Origin of the sequence: Lachnospira intestinalis (genome assembly GCF_040095895.1) — a bacterium.
GTDB lineage: Bacteria > Bacillota > Clostridia > Lachnospirales > Lachnospiraceae > Lachnospira > Lachnospira intestinalis.
This window is the reverse complement of the sequence record NZ_JBBMFS010000011.1, coordinates 33918-51754: the sequence shown is the minus strand read 5'-3', so window position 1 is coordinate 51754 and position 17837 is coordinate 33918. Positions and strand designations below refer to the sequence as shown.

General features: G+C 41.1%; 7 protein-coding genes. 6 read left to right on the top strand and 1 reads right to left on the bottom strand.

Annotated features, from left to right (window positions below):
- The first annotated feature begins 201 nt into the window (after positions 1–201).
- The 3 genes from WMO37_RS11945 to spoVG are packed head-to-tail and all read left to right on the top strand — an operon-like array spanning position 202 to position 2917.
- Entirely contained in the window at positions 202–1476 is a 1275-nt protein-coding gene (locus WMO37_RS11945; protein WP_349155126.1) for a glucose-1-phosphate adenylyltransferase, read from the top strand.
- A complete protein-coding gene (glgD, locus tag WMO37_RS11940; protein ID WP_022431599.1) occupies positions 1473–2588 on the top strand; it encodes a glucose-1-phosphate adenylyltransferase subunit GlgD in 1116 nt (371 codons plus the stop codon). Before WMO37_RS11945 ends, glgD begins: the two co-directional genes overlap by 4 nt.
- Before the next feature lie 59 nt (positions 2589–2647).
- Entirely contained in the window at positions 2648–2917 is a 270-nt protein-coding gene (spoVG, locus tag WMO37_RS11935; protein WP_022431600.1) for a septation regulator SpoVG, read from the top strand.
- Positions 2918–3000: 83 nt separating this feature from the next.
- Here spoVG and WMO37_RS11930 read toward each other — a convergent pair whose 3' ends face one another.
- Positions 3001–3840, bottom strand: coding sequence for a helix-turn-helix transcriptional regulator (locus WMO37_RS11930; RefSeq protein ID WP_227090411.1), 840 nt, complete (start codon positions 3838–3840; stop codon positions 3001–3003).
- A 293-nt stretch (positions 3841–4133) separates the two neighbouring features.
- Here WMO37_RS11930 and WMO37_RS11925 point away from each other — a divergent pair, with 293 nt between their 5' ends.
- The 3 genes from WMO37_RS11925 (at position 4134) to WMO37_RS11915 (ending at position 17650) form a co-directional block, all read left to right on the top strand.
- On the top strand, positions 4134–8297 hold the full coding sequence (locus WMO37_RS11925; protein ID WP_349155125.1) for a right-handed parallel beta-helix repeat-containing protein: 4164 nt from the start codon (positions 4134–4136) through the stop codon (positions 8295–8297).
- Positions 8298–8475: 178 nt separating this feature from the next.
- Positions 8476–12483, top strand: a complete 4008-nt coding sequence (locus WMO37_RS11920) for a pectinesterase family protein (protein ID WP_227090413.1) — start codon at positions 8476–8478, stop codon at positions 12481–12483.
- A 367-nt stretch (positions 12484–12850) separates the two neighbouring features.
- Positions 12851–17650: a right-handed parallel beta-helix repeat-containing protein gene (locus WMO37_RS11915; RefSeq protein ID WP_227090414.1), complete on the top strand. Its 4800-nt coding sequence runs from the start codon at positions 12851–12853 to the stop codon at positions 17648–17650.
- Positions 17651–17837: the final 187 nt, after the last annotated feature.

Genomic DNA, 17837 nt, shown 5'->3' with positions numbered 1-17837 from the left:
ATATCGGAAAAATAGGTATTATTTGAAAATATCCGCATAAAATGTAAATTGTATTGCGTATGTGTTATATACAAGTGTAATTGTTTTATTAAAGGATAAAAATATTTAGAATTTTACAAAATTCTTTTTACTTAATGAGTCACATATGATATAATTGTTTTATCAAAACAGGTTTATTATTATAACATCAGAGGTGATAGCATGATTAAAAAAGAGATGATTGCCATGTTATTGGCAGGGGGACAAGGCAGCAGACTGGGAGTGCTGACTGCAAAGGTAGCGAAGCCTGCGGTATCTTTTGGTGGAAAGTATAGGATTATCGATTTTCCATTGAGTAACTGCATTAATTCAGGCATTGATACGGTAGGTGTGCTGACACAGTATCAGCCGTTAAGACTGAACTCGCATATCGGTATTGGTATTCCGTGGGATTTGGACAGAAATGTCGGTGGTGTAACCGTACTTCCGCCGTATGAAAAGAGTTCAAACAGTGAGTGGTATACAGGAACAGCCAATGCCATTTATCAGAATCTGGAGTATATGGAACAGTATAATCCCGATTATGTTTTGATTTTGTCAGGAGATCATATTTATAAGATGGACTACAAAATCATGCTGGATTATCATAAGGCGAACAATGCGGATATTACGATTGCCGCAATGCCGGTTCCGATGGAAGAAGCGAGCCGTTTTGGTATCGTGGTAACAGATGAAGATAACCGCATTACAGAATTTGAGGAAAAACCGACGCAGCCAAAGAGCAATCTGGCGTCAATGGGTATTTACATATTCAGCTGGAAGGTATTAAAGGAAGCTTTAATCAAGCTGAAAGACCAGAATGAATGTGACTTTGGCAAGCATGTTATTCCGTACTGCTTCGAGAACAATAAACGCATTTTTGCGTATGAGTACAACGGATACTGGAAAGATGTCGGAACACTCAGTTCTTATTGGGAAGCAAATATGGAATTGATTGATATTATCCCGGTGTTTAACCTGTATGAAGAATTTTGGAAGATTTATACCCGCACGGATACGATTCCGCCGCAGTATATCGGGGAAAATGCTTACATAGAAAAGAGTATTATCGGTGATGGAACGGAAATTTACGGAAAGGTTTATAATTCCGTTATCGGTGCCGGCGTCGTCATAGAAGAAGGCACGGTGGTACGTGATTCAATTATTATGAACAATTCTGTTATCGGAAAAGACAGTATTGTTACAAAGTCGATTATTGCAGAAGATGTTCAGATTGGCAGCCATGTTGAACTTGGGGCAGGCGAAGAAGCAGAGAATGTATTTAAACCAAAAATTTATAATTCAGGCCTTGTTACAGTCGGTGAATGTTCCGTTATCCCGGACAATGTAACAGTAGGTAAGAATACAGCTATTTCCGGCGAGACGACCATTGATGATTATCAGGAAGGGCAGCTTGCAAGCGGAGGCATCATAATTAAGGCAGGTGATAATGTATGAAAGCAATAGGAATTATTCTGGCCGGTGGCAATAACAAACTGATGAAAGATTTATCAAAAAAGAGGGCAATCGCGGCAATGCCGGTTGCGGGAAGCTACAGGGCAATTGATTTTGCATTAAGTAATATGTCCAATTCCCGTATTAATAAAGTGGCTGTTATTACACAGTACAATGCCCGTTCTTTAAATGAGCATTTAAGTTCATCAAAATGGTGGGATTTCGGAAGAAAGCAGGGCGGACTGTTCGTATTTACACCGACAATTACAGCAGACAGCAGCTACTGGTACCGCGGCACGGCAGATTCTTTATATCAGAATCTGAATTACTTAAAGACAAGCCATGAGCCGTATGTTGTTATCGCATCCGGTGACGGTATTTATAAGATGGATTATAATAAAGTGCTGGAGTACCATATCGAAAAGAAAGCGGATATTACGATGGTTGTCAAGAAAATGACAGACCGTTCGGAGATTAACCGTTTCGGACTGGTAACGATGACAGAGGAAGGACGGATTACCGATATCGATGAGAAACCGCTGGAAACCAATCTTTCCACTGTTTCAACAGGAATCTATGTAATCCGCAGAAGACTGCTGATTGAACTGATTGAAAAGGCAGCTTCAGAAGACCGTCATGATTTTGTAAGGGATATTCTGATACGTTATAAGAATATTAAAAAGATTTACGGATATAAGCTGGAAAGCTATTGGAGCAATATCTCATCCGTAAGGTCTTACTATAAAACGAATATGGACTTTTTAAAGAAAGATGTCCGTGATTATTTCTTTAAGCAGTATCCGGATATTTATTCAAAGGTAGAAGATTTACCGCCGGCAAAGTACAACTGTGGTGCACAGGTCAGCAACAGCCTTGTATCAAGCGGCTGCATTGTCAACGGTACAATTGAAAATTCGATTTTGTTTAAAAAGATTTATATCGGAAATAACAGTGTGGTAAAGAATTGCATTATTTTAAATAATGCATATATTGGAGATAACTCTTATCTGGAGAACTGCATTGTGGAAAGCGGAAGTACCATTAAAGCCAATACCAATTACAAGGGTGAGGGTGAACCGCTGATTCTTGATGAAAACAGTCCGATTTATTACTAAAAAACTGCAACGACACAAAAAGATTATGGCTGCAACAGGGGGCAGCAGAAGGGGCGCTTATGAATATTACAGACGTACGTGTTAGAAAAATCAGCAAAGAAGGAAAGATGAAGGCAGTTGTATCGGTTACAATAGATGATGAATTTGTTGTACACGATATTAAGGTTATCGAAGGCGATAAGGGGTTATTTATTGCGATGCCAAGCAGAAGGTCGTCAGACGGTGAGTACAGGGATGTAGCCCACCCAATCAACACCTCGACAAGAGAACGGTTACAGGCGGTGATTCTGGAAGCCTATGAAAAGGCAGAAGAATCGCCAGAGGAATAACAGGCAATAAAATTGTAAAGTAAAATAAAAAGGCTGCACAGAAAAAGTAGTATCTGTGCAGCTTTTATTTCTTGTATTCCGTATCACCGGTCAACAATATTCCCTTTCAGTTTCCGGAATGTCGATGGGGACACGCCGTTTACTTTCTTAAAGGCGTCGCCGTAGTAGTTGCTGTTATCATAGCCGCATTCAAAGGCGATTTCCGTAATGCTCATGCCGGTTTCCAGAAGCAGTTTTTCAGAATGATTAATCCGCACATTATTTAAGTATTCTTTAAACCCCAGACCGTTTGCAGACTTGAATTTTTTGGAAAAGTACGAAGGATTTAAGTGCAGCAGTTCTGCCATGTCATCCAGTGTAATATTATTTTTAAAGTGTTCGTTAATATAGTCAACGGCAATCTGGAGTGCTTCATCGGTGGCGCGCGTGTTGTTGTTGACAATCAGAATTGAAGCATCATTAATATATCGTAAAATACGCACGACCAAGGTCTGAAAATACATTTTTAACATGCAGTTTGAAAAAATATCAGACGACTGGTGTTCGGCAAGAATCAGACTCAGCATGGCATTGATATCACTGCGGCAGTCCTCCGGCAGATAAAAGATTTTGGAAAACAGGTGGCTTTGCAGCCATACTGTGCCGAATTCTGCAACCAGCTCACTTAAATAACTCTGTGTAAATTCAATCGATACACATTCATGCAGGGCAGCATCTGAGTAAGAAGTGCGGTGCAGTGTATCTGCGGGAATAAATGTAATATTGCCGGGCGTCAGGTGGTAGACATTGTTTTTGATAAATAAATCGCACCCGCCGCTGATCAGGTAAAACATTTCATAATAAGAATGTGCATGCGCAGAGTGCATATGGTAAGACGCCTGATGGGTCTTTTTGGAAATTTCAAATCGTGATGTTACAGCCATAGGAATCCTCGTTTCTGAACAATTTTATAAAATTTTGTTCGGATGTTTTTTGAATATAAAATGGTAAAAATGCACAAAAAATCATAATATATTTGCGTAATATTAACATATACTATATTTTACACCTAAAATAATCAGTAAACAAGAGCAAAAATCACTATTTTTTTGTAGAAAAGGTGGGATGTTTGTGATAGATTAGAGTCATTGGAGAGATTTAACAAAAATGTAACACGAATTTTACATTTTTGATTAAAAATTGACAATAGGGCTAATTTCACGAGAGGAGAGTAATTATGAAGACTAAAAAGTCAAAAAGAGTAATGGCGGTCGTAATGGCGGTTTTACTCACAGTAGGTATTATGCCTATGGACTGGGCTGTAACAAAGGCAGCAGCAAGTACAGTCCACTCTTTTGATGCAACAGCGCAGGCTTCAGTTGGGGATGACAAAGCCGTGATTGCAGAGGGAACAACATTTAATGACGGGTACTTTAAAATCGTAGGAAAAGTGACCCAGAGAACCAACAGTGACGGAAGCATAAAGGCTTACGAACTGGCATCTAAGGCGGCAGGTGCCGTGCAGTTTACAACGGAAAGCACTTCTTCCGTAGTAGTAGGATTAAGCAGTACGGGCGGTTCTAATGAATCCGCAGTGGCACTGATTAATACAGCGGACAATAGTGTGGTTGCAGAAGATGCAGGAACAGCTGTTGTAGCAGGAACAAAAAAGACAGAGTTAAAGTATACAGCATTACCGGCAGGTACCTATCAGGTTGTATCACCGGAAGATGCAGAACGTAACAGAGGCGCAAGATTCTTAGACATTACTGTTGAGGAAGAAGAAGCTGCAGCAGTTACAACAACTTATGCATTCGCAGTTGCAGACCTTTCACCGGCAGCTTACAGCGTAACAGCCGATAAGACAGCAATTGCTGAAGGAACAGTCTTTGCTTCTGATTATGTAAAGACTGTCGGAACAGCAACATTCAGAACAAAGAGTTCTTCCGATTTCAGTGCATTAAAGGCAATTGAACTTGGTTCAAAGGCATCCGGTGCATTACAGTTTACTGTAACAGGTACTGCTTCAGTATCTTTTGAAGCAAGCAGTACAGGCGGTTCGAATGAATCGGCAATTGCACTTGTAAATACAGCAGACAACAGTACGGTTGCAGAAGATGCAGGAACAACTATTGTTAAGGGAACAAACGCAACAAAGCTTACATACAGCAGCTTACCGGCAGGTATTTATCAGATTGTATCACCGGAAGATGCAGAACGTAACAGAGGTGCCAGAGTATTAAGTTTTACGGCAGAGCAGACAGCAAGCGGCGAAAGACCGGCAAGAAAAGCATGGGAAGACGTAGCAGCACCGGCAATTGGTGAGATTACGGCAGCAGACGGTAAAATTACAGTTCCGTTTACAATGGTAATCGGCTATGACGGTGCAGACAGTGTATCCGTTGATATGAAGAATGCAGCAGGAACGGTTGTAGCCACAGAAAATTATGCAAAAGATGCAGCAGAAGGTGTAGTTACATTTACACCGGCTGCAAGCGGTGATTATACATTTACAATTACAGCAGCAAGAAAAGATGAAGCAGACAAGACAGGAACAGATAAGGAATTTAAGGGCTTTGAACTTCCTCTTGCTAAGCCGTCTTTCCAGAGTGCAACAAGCCAGGGCGGTGGTAAGGTTTCACTCGTATGGGACGAAGTGACAGAAGCTTCTTCTTATGAAGTATCATACAGCGAAAACGGAACAGACTTTACACAGCCTGTATCTGTAACAGGAACAGAATATGTCGTTTCAGGACTGACAGTCGGCAAGGAATATACTTTCAAGCTGACAGCAGTCAGAGTATTACCGGCAGCCGTTTCAGAAGCTGCAACGATTACAGCAAAAGCAACTGCAGAAGCACAGCAGGTATGGGCTTTTTCAGCATTCGGTCAGGGCGTCAGCTCAGATGAAAAGAATGCAGGCTATGAAGGCAGTGCGAATGACGGAAAGGTAACACTTTGGAATTTAAACAGCAAGGGTAAGATTGTACCGGCTTCTACAGACGGTTTATCCTTCTACTATACAGCCATTCCTTCTAATATGAACTTTACATTGTCAGCAACCGTAACAGTTGATGAATGGACATTGACAAACGGTCAGGAAGGCTTTGGTTTAATGGCGGCCGACAGAGTTGGTAAGAACGGTGATTCTTCTGTATTCTGGAACAACTCCTATATGGCATCTGTCACAAAGGTTGAATACTATGTAAACGCAGATGGCAGCATGGCATTAGACACGATTAAGCAGGGTGGCACAACAGCACCGGAGGGTTCTGTAAAGGCAACAATGAAGTTAGGTATCGGCTCACAGGAAAAGACAGGTGTTACAAAGGCAAACCTTTCTAAGCTTGAAGCAAACGATACAGCAACCGTAAACAATGAATTCAGTTCAAAGATGACAACACTGGAAAGCTCCGGTGTAACGGGAAATCTGATTGGCAATGCAACAAAGGATGTTACAGGAACTGTTGAGAATCCGCTGACAACCTTTAAGATGTCTATTCAGAAAAATAACACAGGTTATTTCGTAAGCTATACCAACGAAGCAGGCGAAACTGTGACAAAGAAATACTATGATACAAAGGCATTGGAACAGTTAGATGAAGACAATGTATATGTTGGTTTCTTTGCTTCAAGAACAGCAAAGATTAGCGTAACAGATATTAACTTAACAACGATTTCACCTGAAAATGATGTGGCAAAAGAAGAACAGCCGGTTACAACTGTAGCACCTTCATATAAAGTAACATCTGCTTCTGTATCCAATTCAGAAAGCTACAAGTTATCTTATGTAGCCAATGCAGACGGTCACGTTGTTGTTACTGCAGCAGACGGAACGGTCATTGCAGATGAAGATGTAACAGCCGGTCAGAAATATGTATGGGAAACGACATTAACATTAGGTGAGAATACATTTACAGTAACGATGACACCGGTGGAAGGTTACAGACCAAGTGAATTTGAAGTATTGGATTCTTATGAAGCTTCAACATTTACTTATAAGGTAACATACAACAAGTTTGATGGTGACGTGATTTATGTCGGACCGGATGCGGCATCAGACGGTGTCGGTACAAAGGAAAATCCGATTGACATTTACACAGCAGTAAAATATGTTTCACCGGGACAAAAGATTGTACTCCTTTCAGGTACATACAACTTAGAATCAACAGTTACGGTACAGCCGGGTATCGACGGTACGGAAAGCCAGCCAATCATTATGGCAGCAGAGTCTTCTACAGACAGACCGGTATTTGATTTCGGCAAGAACTGTGAAGGTATGGTATTAGCTGGTGATCACTGGTATTATCAGGGATTTGATGTAACAAATTCAGCAAATGCAAAGGATGGTATCAGACTTTGCGGAAGCAGCTGTACAGTAGATAACGTACGGACTTATCACAACGGTAACACCGGTTTACAGATCAGCCGTTTTACATCAACAGATACTAAAGAAGAATGGCCAAGCAACAACTTAGTATTAAATTGTACATCATACGGCAATGCCGATGAGGGTTATGAAGATGCAGACGGATTTGCAGCAAAGCTGACAATCGGTGAAGGCAATGTATTTGACGGATGTATCGCATACAACAATGCAGATGACGGATGGGATTTATTTGCAAAGGTAGAAACAGGCTCAATCGGTGCTGTAACAATCCAGAACTGTGTAGCTTATGGCAACGGTTATCTGGAAGACGGTACTGATGCCGGTAACGGTAACGGATTTAAGATGGGTGGTTCAAGCATGTCAGGATACCACAAGTTAATCAATTCCGTAGCATTTGATAACAAGGCAAAGGGTATTGATTCTAACAGCTGTCCGGATATTCAGGTAACCAATTCTACATCATACAATAATGGCGGTTCAAACGTAGCCATGTATACAAATGATGCAGCAAATACCGATTTTATGGCAACAGGTGTTCTTTCATGGAGAACACAGAAGACAAGTGTGAATGAAACATTTAAGTTCAAGGGTACACAGGATGCTTCTAAGGTATATCAGTCAAGCAACTATTTCTGGAACTGCACGGAAGCAGGAACAAATAATAGTACAACAGCCGTAACGGCAGACTGGTTTGTATCTACAGACACAAAGATGAATTATGACACACACGTATATGCAGCGATTCCGGTTACAAGAAACAGTGACAATACAATCAATATGAACGGCTTACTGGTACTTACAGCCAATGCAAAGGCTGGCGCTGTTGTAGGCGGTCAGGCTTCTGCAAAGATTGATTTGAGCGGTAAGATGACAGGTGGTCTGTTATTCCAGAAGACAACAGGCAGTGAATCTGTAGAAACAGGTGATATGGCAAATATGATGCTTTATATCCTCTTACTGCTTGGTGCAGCAGGTGTATATGCAGCTTCTAAGAAAAGAAAGCACGCATAAGCATGATGCCGGATTCAGACGAATATAAACGAATATAAAAGTCAAGGAACCCCTTTATTGAGGTGACTTAATAAGGGGGTTCTTTTCTTAAAGAAAATATATATTTTGACAATTAAATTAATTGCAAAAAGATATGTATTTTCTTTTGGAAAAGAACAAAAAGGGAGGTTTTTTTACAATGATTAAAAACAGAAGGACGAGCGGACTGCTGAGCATGGCATTGGCAACATGTCTGGTTGTAAGTGCAGTACCGGTACAGACAGTGGATTCTATTTTGGGAAATGCAGCAGGAAGGGTAACAGCTTATGCTGAGGAAACGGCGCAGAGTACAAAGCCGCTTACAACACTTTGGAAAACGCAGGAAGTCGGTACACACGAGGGAACAGGAACTTATGCGTATGATGCAGCAGCAAAGACGGTGACGGTAAACGGTGCCGGTACAAAATTTGATAAATCAGCAGGAAGTGATGATTTATTCTACGCTTATTTTGAGGGTAAAGGAGATTTAACCATTACAGCGAAGATGACCGTCAATAATAACGGCAATGCAGGATACGCAGGACTGTTAATCCGTAATGCCGCAGATGAAGCGGGAAGTGCCAGTGCAGCACTGTATGCAGATTTTGCAAATGGAAGCAAGAATCAGATCCGTTACGGATACCATAAAGAAGCAGCAGGCGGCGGTGCATCACAGGTCAATACGGCAGTCACAACCGCTTCTTCTGACATTTATATTAAATTAGAAGTTTCAGAGAATAAAGCAACCTATCACGTTGCTTCGACAGCTGATTTTTCAGATGAAAAGGTAAAGACACAGACAATTTCCGGATTATCAGCAAAGACAATCGGTTTCTTTGCAACAGAAGGAGTAACTGCAGAATTTTCGGATGTAACGGTAACTTCTGCATATACAACGGATGACGGTGCTGCGGTAAACAAGCAGATTTTTGATTCAGAGGCAGGAGAAGTAAACTTCTCACAGTCAAGCAGTAAAGATTACTCAGGAAATTATGATGCCGGAAATTCCTTTGAAACTTCCGCAAACGGCAACATTTTATCCGTAAATCATACAAGAAGCGCAACAGTGAAAGGAAATATCAGAGATGATAAAGGAATGGATTACTTATTGTTCCCGGAAACATCAGAAGATATGACGATTTCAGCAGATATTACAGTGACAAAGCTGGATTCCGGTACAGATAAGCAGGGGCTTGCCATCGGACAGTTTAACGCGAAGACCGGCAGCGCCATGAAGTGTGACGTATTACATATCCAGAAAAATATTGTGATCCAGCATACATTTTCAACGGTCAGCGGAACGGGTAACTGCGGTTCTCCAAAGGTTGGCAAAAAAACTGACACAGCAAACGGATATGAGCTGGGCGGCACATATACACTGACTTACACAAAGAGTGGCAATACCGCTAAAATGCAGGTTGTAAGCGCAGACGGAACGGTGCTTATGGGTTCAGAAGCAAATCCGGGCGAATTTGACCTGACACAGTCTTATGCAGACCTGCAGACAGGACAGACAGTACGCTATGGTCTGGCATTTTCAGGTGTTACGGCAGAAATCAGTAACCTGACCTTAAAGAATGCAGAAGGTACGGTTGTATATGACCAGAACGATTATTATGTGGCAGTCGGTGTTGCACCGGTGATTACAAATGCCGCAACAGAAGTAGCTTCTGACAGAAAGAGCATGAATATTACATGGGATGTCGCAGAAGAAGGCTCAGGCAATATTAAATATGCCGTATATGTATCAAAGGATGGCGGTGAATATACAAAGATTTCTGATTCTAAGGTGAACAGCTTCAGTTATGCCGGAATGGACGGCGACGGAAACTATCAGTTTAAGATTGTGCCTTATGGCGGAACAACAATGGGAACAGCCGTAGAAACTGAAATAACGGACTATCAGGCACCGCTTGCACAGGCTGAATTAACAGCCGCAGGCAGCAAATCTAAGGTAGAACTGTCATGGAATGCCGTAGAAGGTGCATCTTCTTATGATGTATACAGAAAACTGGGTTCTGACGGTGAAGCAGTGCTGGTTAAGACAACAGCAGAGAATGCATTTACAGATACAGATGTTGTCGAAGAAGAACCGTATTATTACTATGTTATAGCAAAAAATGACAAGAATACAAGTAATCCGTCAGCAACGATGCAGGTACTGACATCAGACGGCCATACAGGTGCTTATGTATATGAAAATGAAGCAACAAAACTGACAGTAGCATATAAGTCCAATGATACTGTTTTTGATGATAATGCACTGCTGGTTCTTACAGCAGACGAAGCAGGAACAGCACAGCTTTATGTAAATGACGTGCTGGCAGATACCAAAACTGTCGGTGCGGGCGATGAAATGAAGTTTGAACCTAAATTAAAGAAAGGCAGAAATGACGTTACTGTTATATTTACTGATGCAGAGGGCAATGCGACAAGAAAGACATTTAATTTTGTTGCAAACCCGGATGTTGATATTGTTGTAGATGCGGCATATACAGGCGAAGACGGTGCAGAGTCAGACGGACTGCCGGTATACAAGACTGTTCAGGCAGCAGTCAATGCAGTGCCGGAAGATAATGCAGAAGCCAAAGTGATTTACATTAAAAATGGTGAATATAATGAACGGGTTGAAGTAAAATCACCATATGTAAGTCTTCTCGGACAGGACAGTGAAAAGACCCATTTATTCTATTCTGTATGTGTTGCCAACGGAAATGCAGACAGTATGTGGAACCGTAATGCAATGTATGTAGATACGGCAGCGACAGGCTTCACGGCAGAAAATCTGACGGTTGAAAATTCTTATGACTATACAAACGGTTCGGACCAGCAGGCAGATGCCCTGTGTATTGTGGCTGACCAGACAGCATGTATTAATGTAAGATTAATCGGCTATCAGGATACCCTGCTGACCGATACAAGAACGAAAGATGAAAACGGCAATTATGCTGTGACAAGACAGTATTTCAATAAATGTTATATTACAGGTAATGTTGACTTTATCTATGGTGCAGGTACTTCCGTATTTGAAGACTGTGATATTGTTGCAAGATATACAGAATACAAATCAGACGGATGCTATACAGCCGGAAGAACATATGCTTCCACACCTTACGGATACGTATTTAACAACTGCCGCTTCCTTGCAGAAGAAGGCGTAGCAGACGGTGCATACAGAATGGCACGTCCGTGGGGCGCAGATGATTCAACAACATTTATGAACTGTTACTTAGGCAGGGCGATTTCACTGGAAACATCTTACGGCGACATGAGCGGTAACTTAGCTGAAAATGCAAGATTTGCAGAATACGGTTCTTACGGTCCGGGATATACAGTAAATAATAAGCGCCCATACCTGACAAGTGCACAGGCAGCAAAATTTAAGACGGACACAGTCATGGGGGACTATGATTACAGTGCAAGAACTGCTACATTGTATGGAACACAGCAGGAAAAACCGAAAACAGATATAACGGTTGTTGATAAGGCAGAGGTTGTTAAGAATGTAGCGGTTGATGAAAATGCCGTAATTAAAAATGCAGCCGGTGAAACCGTAAATCCGGGAGAAGTCAGTGTTGTCATTGAAAAAGCCGGAAACAGCGTAATTGACTCAATTATGAAAGGCTTTACAGCCGGCGGAATATTAATTGCTGACGGAAGTACAGTAGATTATTATGACATTGAATTACAGGATGAGAACGGTCAGGCAGTTATGCTTGAAAGCGGTAAAATCCAGATTACATTTGCTTATAAAGAAGGAATTGATTACAGTAAAGTGAATGTAATTGTATATCATCTGAATGAAAAGACCGGTGTCATTGAAAAGCTGGAAACACAGCTTACAAGCGAAGGTATCCGTTTTGAGGCAGACAGCTTCAGTCCGTTTGCAGTATACTATGAGAATAAAACGGTACAAAACGATGATATCACCAAGCCGGATGATACAAAAACAGACGATGTAAAGAAGGATGATGCAGGTTCAGGAACACAGCAGGGTGAGAATACCGGTGATGTGTCAGAGAAATCAGAAAATGCACAGCAGTCTGCGGATACAGGCGTACAGACAGGAGATACAGCCAATGGATTTGGATTCCTTGCAGCAGCAGTTGCAGCGGCAGGAGCAGGTGCTTATGAATTTCTTAGAAAAAGAAAGCTGATTCGCAGATAAAAAAGATAATTACTCAAATTTGATAGCCCGCGGGGCTGCCATGGAAATTCAAAAATTTCGTGGCAGCCTTTTTGCATTGCCGGTAGACGGTTTTGGGAAAGATATATGTAAGAATTTGCATATAAATTGATATAAGAGTGAAAAATATGTAAAATGCACAAAAAATGTGACAAATATCAGTAGTTGAGTAGCAAAAATAACTGCAATCATGGTTGACTATCTGATTTAAAAATAATATAATAAAAACAATTGGTGAAAACTTATAAAAGTTTTTTAAAAAGTTCGTGATTTTTTAAAAATGTGCTAAAAATACGAGGTTTCAGGAATGCTTTTATAAAAACACTAAAAACAAATCAGGAGGACGATTATGAGAAGAAAGGTGACAAAGGCAGCAGCGCTTTTATCAGCAGTACTGATGGCTAGCAGTTCTGTACCGTATGGTGTGTTAATACCTTACAATGTATTGGCAGAAGAGGTAAGTGCAGATGCCGGTGTGGCAGCACAGGAGGAAACAGCAGCAACTGTAGGCAGCGTAACCAACATTAAGACATGGGATGCAGCAGGCTTACTGGCAGCAGCAACAACAGAGGATAATGGCTTATCCTTAAAGGGTGACGGCTGGACAACCGGAACAGATACAGCCGGAGCAGAAGCATTTGGAACAGGAGATTATGTAAAGGCAGGAGGTGTAAAGCCGACACCAAATAATGGCGCAGTTCCGACAGCAGGATGCTACTTACAGTATACAGCGACCGACAGCGGTAAGCTGACAATTATGGAAAAGACACAGAAGTCTAATAAGAGCTTCTATGTTGTAGATTCAGACGGTGTTGTAAAAGACACAAAGACATCAGGTTCAGCAAGTACATACGATACCATTACAATTGATGTAGAAGAAGGCAAGACCTATTATGCATATATGTCAGGTTCAACAGCCAACATTTTCCAGGTTGTATATACACCGACACAGGTTGTAAGAACATGGGATGCAGCAAGCTTACTTGCAGCAGCAACAACAGAGGATAACGGCGTATCCTTAAAGGGTGACGGCTGGACAAGCGGAACAGATACAGCCGGAGCAGAAGCATTTGGAGCAGGAGATTATGTAAAGGCAGGAGGTGTAAAGCCGACACCAAATAATGGCGCAGTTCCGACAGCAGGATGCTACTTACAGTATACGGCGACCGAAAACGGTAAGCTGACAATTATGGAAAAGACACAGAAGTCTAATAAGAGCTTCTATGTAGTAGATTCAGACGGAGTTGTAAAGGATACAAAGACATCAGGTTCAGCAAGTACATATGATACCATTACAATTGATGTGGAAGAAGGCAAGACCTACTATGCATATATGTCAGGTTCAACAGCAAACATCTTCCAGGTATCCTTAGCAGTCGGTGAAAAGAAGCAGACTGCATGGGCAGATGTTGCAGCACCGGTGATTAACAGTGTAACAACAGATGAAGCCGGAGATTTCGTTGTAGACTTCTCAGCAGTCATTGATGCATACAAGGGTGCTGATGATGTAAAGGTTACAATGTTACAGGATGGTCTGGAAGTATCTACACAGACATTTACAAAGCAGGCATCAACAGCTACATTTGCACCATACCGTTCAGGTACTTACACATTCGTAGTGGTTGCACAAAGATATGGCGAAGCTGATAAGGCAAGTGAAGTTTATACATACAAGGATTATGTACTGGCAGTGAAGAAGCCGGTTATCACATGGGCACAGAACAAGGGTAACGGCGATGTTTACTTAGACTGGATTAATATTGAAGATGCAGATTCTTATTCTGTAGCTTATAAGGAATCCGGAAGCACAGCAGATTACACGGTTGTAGAATCAGCATTATCTGCAGAAACGGGCAATTATACACTGACAGGACTGACAGCAGGCAAGTCTTATGATATCCAGATTAAGGCACTCAGAAAGTCAGACGGTTTTGAATCTGTTTATACAGAAAAAGATTTTGAAGTAACAACAGCAGAAGAACAGCCATGGTATACGGCAATCGTAGGTTCTGCACAGGCAGGCGATGTTACATTTACAACGGCTGACGGTCAGACGGATAATGTAAAGCTTTCCGTATCTGACAATAGCGCAGCAAAGAGTAATAATCAGGAATCACCGGCAATTGCAGGAACAGCCGGAACACTGGAAGTTAAGGGACAGGCAAGCGGTAAGATTTCTGATGATGAAGACGGATTTACATATTACTATACAAAGATTGATCCGAACAAAGAAAACTTTAAGCTGAGTGCAACATTTGAGATTACGGATACTTCTCTCACACCGGATAATCAGACCGGTTTTGGTATTGTTGCAGCCGATGCACTTGGATTAAATGTATGGGGCAATCCGGATTATGTACATAAGTATTTCAACTATGCATCTTCTATGATGTTTAGCTCAAAGCAGAGTAATCCGTTTATGAGAACGGTTACAGGTTATACATCAGCTGATACATCAAGCAATGACGGTGTGGAAAGAAGTGTAACAAATGCTAGGTTTACAGACCAGACAGTTAAATTTGAAGTAGGCAACAAATATACATTTTCGTTAGAAAAGACAGACGAAGGTTATACAGCAGCCTGCAACGGTTCAGAGCAGAAGCTTTCTGATAATTCCTTTACATCTGTACAGGAAGATGGAACAGTTGTAGTTGGTATTGCAGTATCCAGAAAGGTATCTGTAAAGGTATCTGATGTTGAATTTTCAAAGTCTGAAAGCAAGGGTATTACATCAAATGACAACGGTGATACAAAGATTACACCGGACGGAAGAGTATACTCAACAAGTACAAGTGGTTCTTCAAATTATGAATACATCTATGTACCAAATTGTGCAGGTACATTGACAGTATCAAACGGTGATACAGATGTAGTTGTAGATCAGGCAGTTGCTGCAAATGAAGTTGTAAGAGTAAATGTTCCGTTAAACAACGGAAAGAATACTGTAAAGTCAACATTAAAGCCAACAGCAGCAGATAACATTGCAAGCACAGTAGCAGTTATTAAGGAAACAGTTGTTGATCATCAGTCATACGGACAGGAAGGTCAGACAATCATTGTATCCGCAGATGCTGATGCAGAAGGTAAGGGAACAGAAGAAAGCCCGATGAGCCTGTCTAATGCATTAAAGTATGCACAGCCGGGTCAGACCATCTTCTTAAAGAATGGTACTTACAGCGGTGCAAAGGTTGAAAGAAGTGTCAGCGGTACAGCAGATAAGAATATCAACCTTGTAGCAGAATCACTTTCTACAGACGGAACAGACGGTGTAGTATTTACAGGTGAAGTAAGGCTCACAGGTTCATACTGGCATGTATATGGTCTGTATGTAAAAGATTCAGCGGGTGTAGGTATCCAGATTTGCGGTAACTACAATACAATTGAAATGTGTACAGTAAACCACGCAGCAAATTCAGGTATCCAGATCAGCCGTGAAGGCGGTGCAGATAATGATGCCGGAAGAAAGGGCAAGTTATGGCCTACAGGCAACCTCATTAAGAACTGTGAATCATTTGATAACTGTGATAAAGGACGTAATGATGCCGATGGTTTTGCAGCAAAGCTGACTTGTGGTGAAGACAATAAGTTCTATGGCTGTATCAGCCATAACAACATCGATGATGGATGGGATTTATATGCAAAATCCGTATCCGGTGAAATCGGTGCTGTAACAATTGAAAACTGTGTAACTTATAACAACGGCTGGCTGACAACAGATGATGTAACAGCTAAAGGCTATGAATACGGCGAAGGTAACGGCTTCAAGCTTGGCGGTGGTCAGATGAAGGGTGCTCATGTATTAAAGAACAGTATTTCATTTGACAACCATGCAAAGGGTATTACTTCAAACAGCTGTCCTGACTGTAAGATTATCAACTGTATTTCTTACAACAACTCACTGGATAACAGTGCATACAATGTAGGATTAAATACAAAGGATTCTAACATCAAGGCTTGGGAAGTAACAGGATTAATTTCATTAAACAACAGCAAGAATACAAAGCTGGAGGATTTAATCCCATTCGCACTTCACAGTGAAAACAACTATATCTATGACGGTGCAGCTTCTTATAACAATAAGGGCGAACAGGCTACAGAAGACTGGTTTGAAAATGTAGATACATCTGTAAAACCGACAAGAAATGAAGACGGTACAATCAATATGCACGGTCTGCTTCTTTTAAAGGATACAACTAAGAACACAGGTGCAGTATTAGATGTAACAAGTGATGCAGCAAAATCCGTAAAACCGGCAAAGACAACGGTTGTTGAAGAAGAAAAGGTTGTATATGAAATGCGTCAGGATGCAGACGGCAACTGGCATTACTATGCAAATGATAAAATTGCAACGGATTACTGCGGCATGGCATTAAACGAATATGGCTGGTGGTATATCAAGAATGGTGATGTAGACTTCACTTATACCGGTATGGCATGCAATGAATACGGCTGGTGGTATTTCAACAACGGACAGCTTGACCTGACCTTCTATGGACTTGCAAGCAATGAATACGGAACATGGTTCTACACAGACGGACAGTTAAACTTCGACTTTACAGGAATGATTATTCCGGAGAACGAGTGGCTTTATGTTCAGAACGGACAGGTACTGACAGATTACACCGGAATGGCATTAAATGACTATGGCTGGTGGTATTTCAAGGATGGTAAGGTTGACTTTACCTATACCGGAATGGCAGTGAATGAATATGGCTGGTGGTATTTCAGCAATGGACAGATTGATTTTGGCTATAACGGATTTGCCACAAATGAATATGGTACATGGCTGTTTACAGACGGTATTTTAAATGCAGGCTTTACAGGTATGATATTAAACGGCGATACATGGGTATATGTTACAGATGGTTATATCAGTAATACCTATACCGGAATGGCATTAAATGACTATGGCTGGTGGTACTTTAACAATGGTGTTCTGGATTTAAGCTATACCGGAATGGCATTAAATGAATACGGCTGGTGGTATTTTAACAATGGTCTGCTTGATTTAACATTTACGGGTGTCGGCAGTAATGAATACGGCGACTGGTACTTTAAAGACGGAACAATCGCTTTTGATTATTCAGGTACAATCAGCTTTGGCGGACAGGATTATACCGTAACCAATGGATATGCTGTAAAAGCATAAATCTGACAAACTAAGATTGAATTTATAAAAAGACCGGCAGAGGTGCAGCGCATTGCAGCATCTCTGCCGGTTTTTCTATTTAACAAAAAACCTTAACAAAAAAACATGTAATATTTTATTGAAACAGGTTGGATACAATGGTATAATTAAAATAATTAGATATGAAAAAAGTGACATAGACGACACG

Excerpts from the sequence above, each read along its gene's own strand:
- WMO37_RS11945 (WP_349155126.1), top strand. The coding sequence starts at position 202 with ATGATTAAAAAAGAGATGATTGCCATGTTATTGGCAGGGGGACAAGGC.
- glgD (WP_022431599.1), top strand. The coding sequence starts at position 1,473 with ATGAAAGCAATAGGAATTATTCTGGCCGGTGGCAATAACAAACTGATG.
- spoVG (WP_022431600.1), top strand. The coding sequence starts at position 2,648 with ATGAATATTACAGACGTACGTGTTAGAAAAATCAGCAAAGAAGGAAAG.
- WMO37_RS11930 (WP_227090411.1), bottom strand. The coding sequence starts at position 3,840 with ATGGCTGTAACATCACGATTTGAAATTTCCAAAAAGACCCATCAGGCG.
- WMO37_RS11925 (WP_349155125.1), top strand. The coding sequence starts at position 4,134 with ATGAAGACTAAAAAGTCAAAAAGAGTAATGGCGGTCGTAATGGCGGTT.
- WMO37_RS11920 (WP_227090413.1), top strand. The coding sequence starts at position 8,476 with ATGATTAAAAACAGAAGGACGAGCGGACTGCTGAGCATGGCATTGGCA.
- WMO37_RS11915 (WP_227090414.1), top strand. The coding sequence starts at position 12,851 with ATGAGAAGAAAGGTGACAAAGGCAGCAGCGCTTTTATCAGCAGTACTG.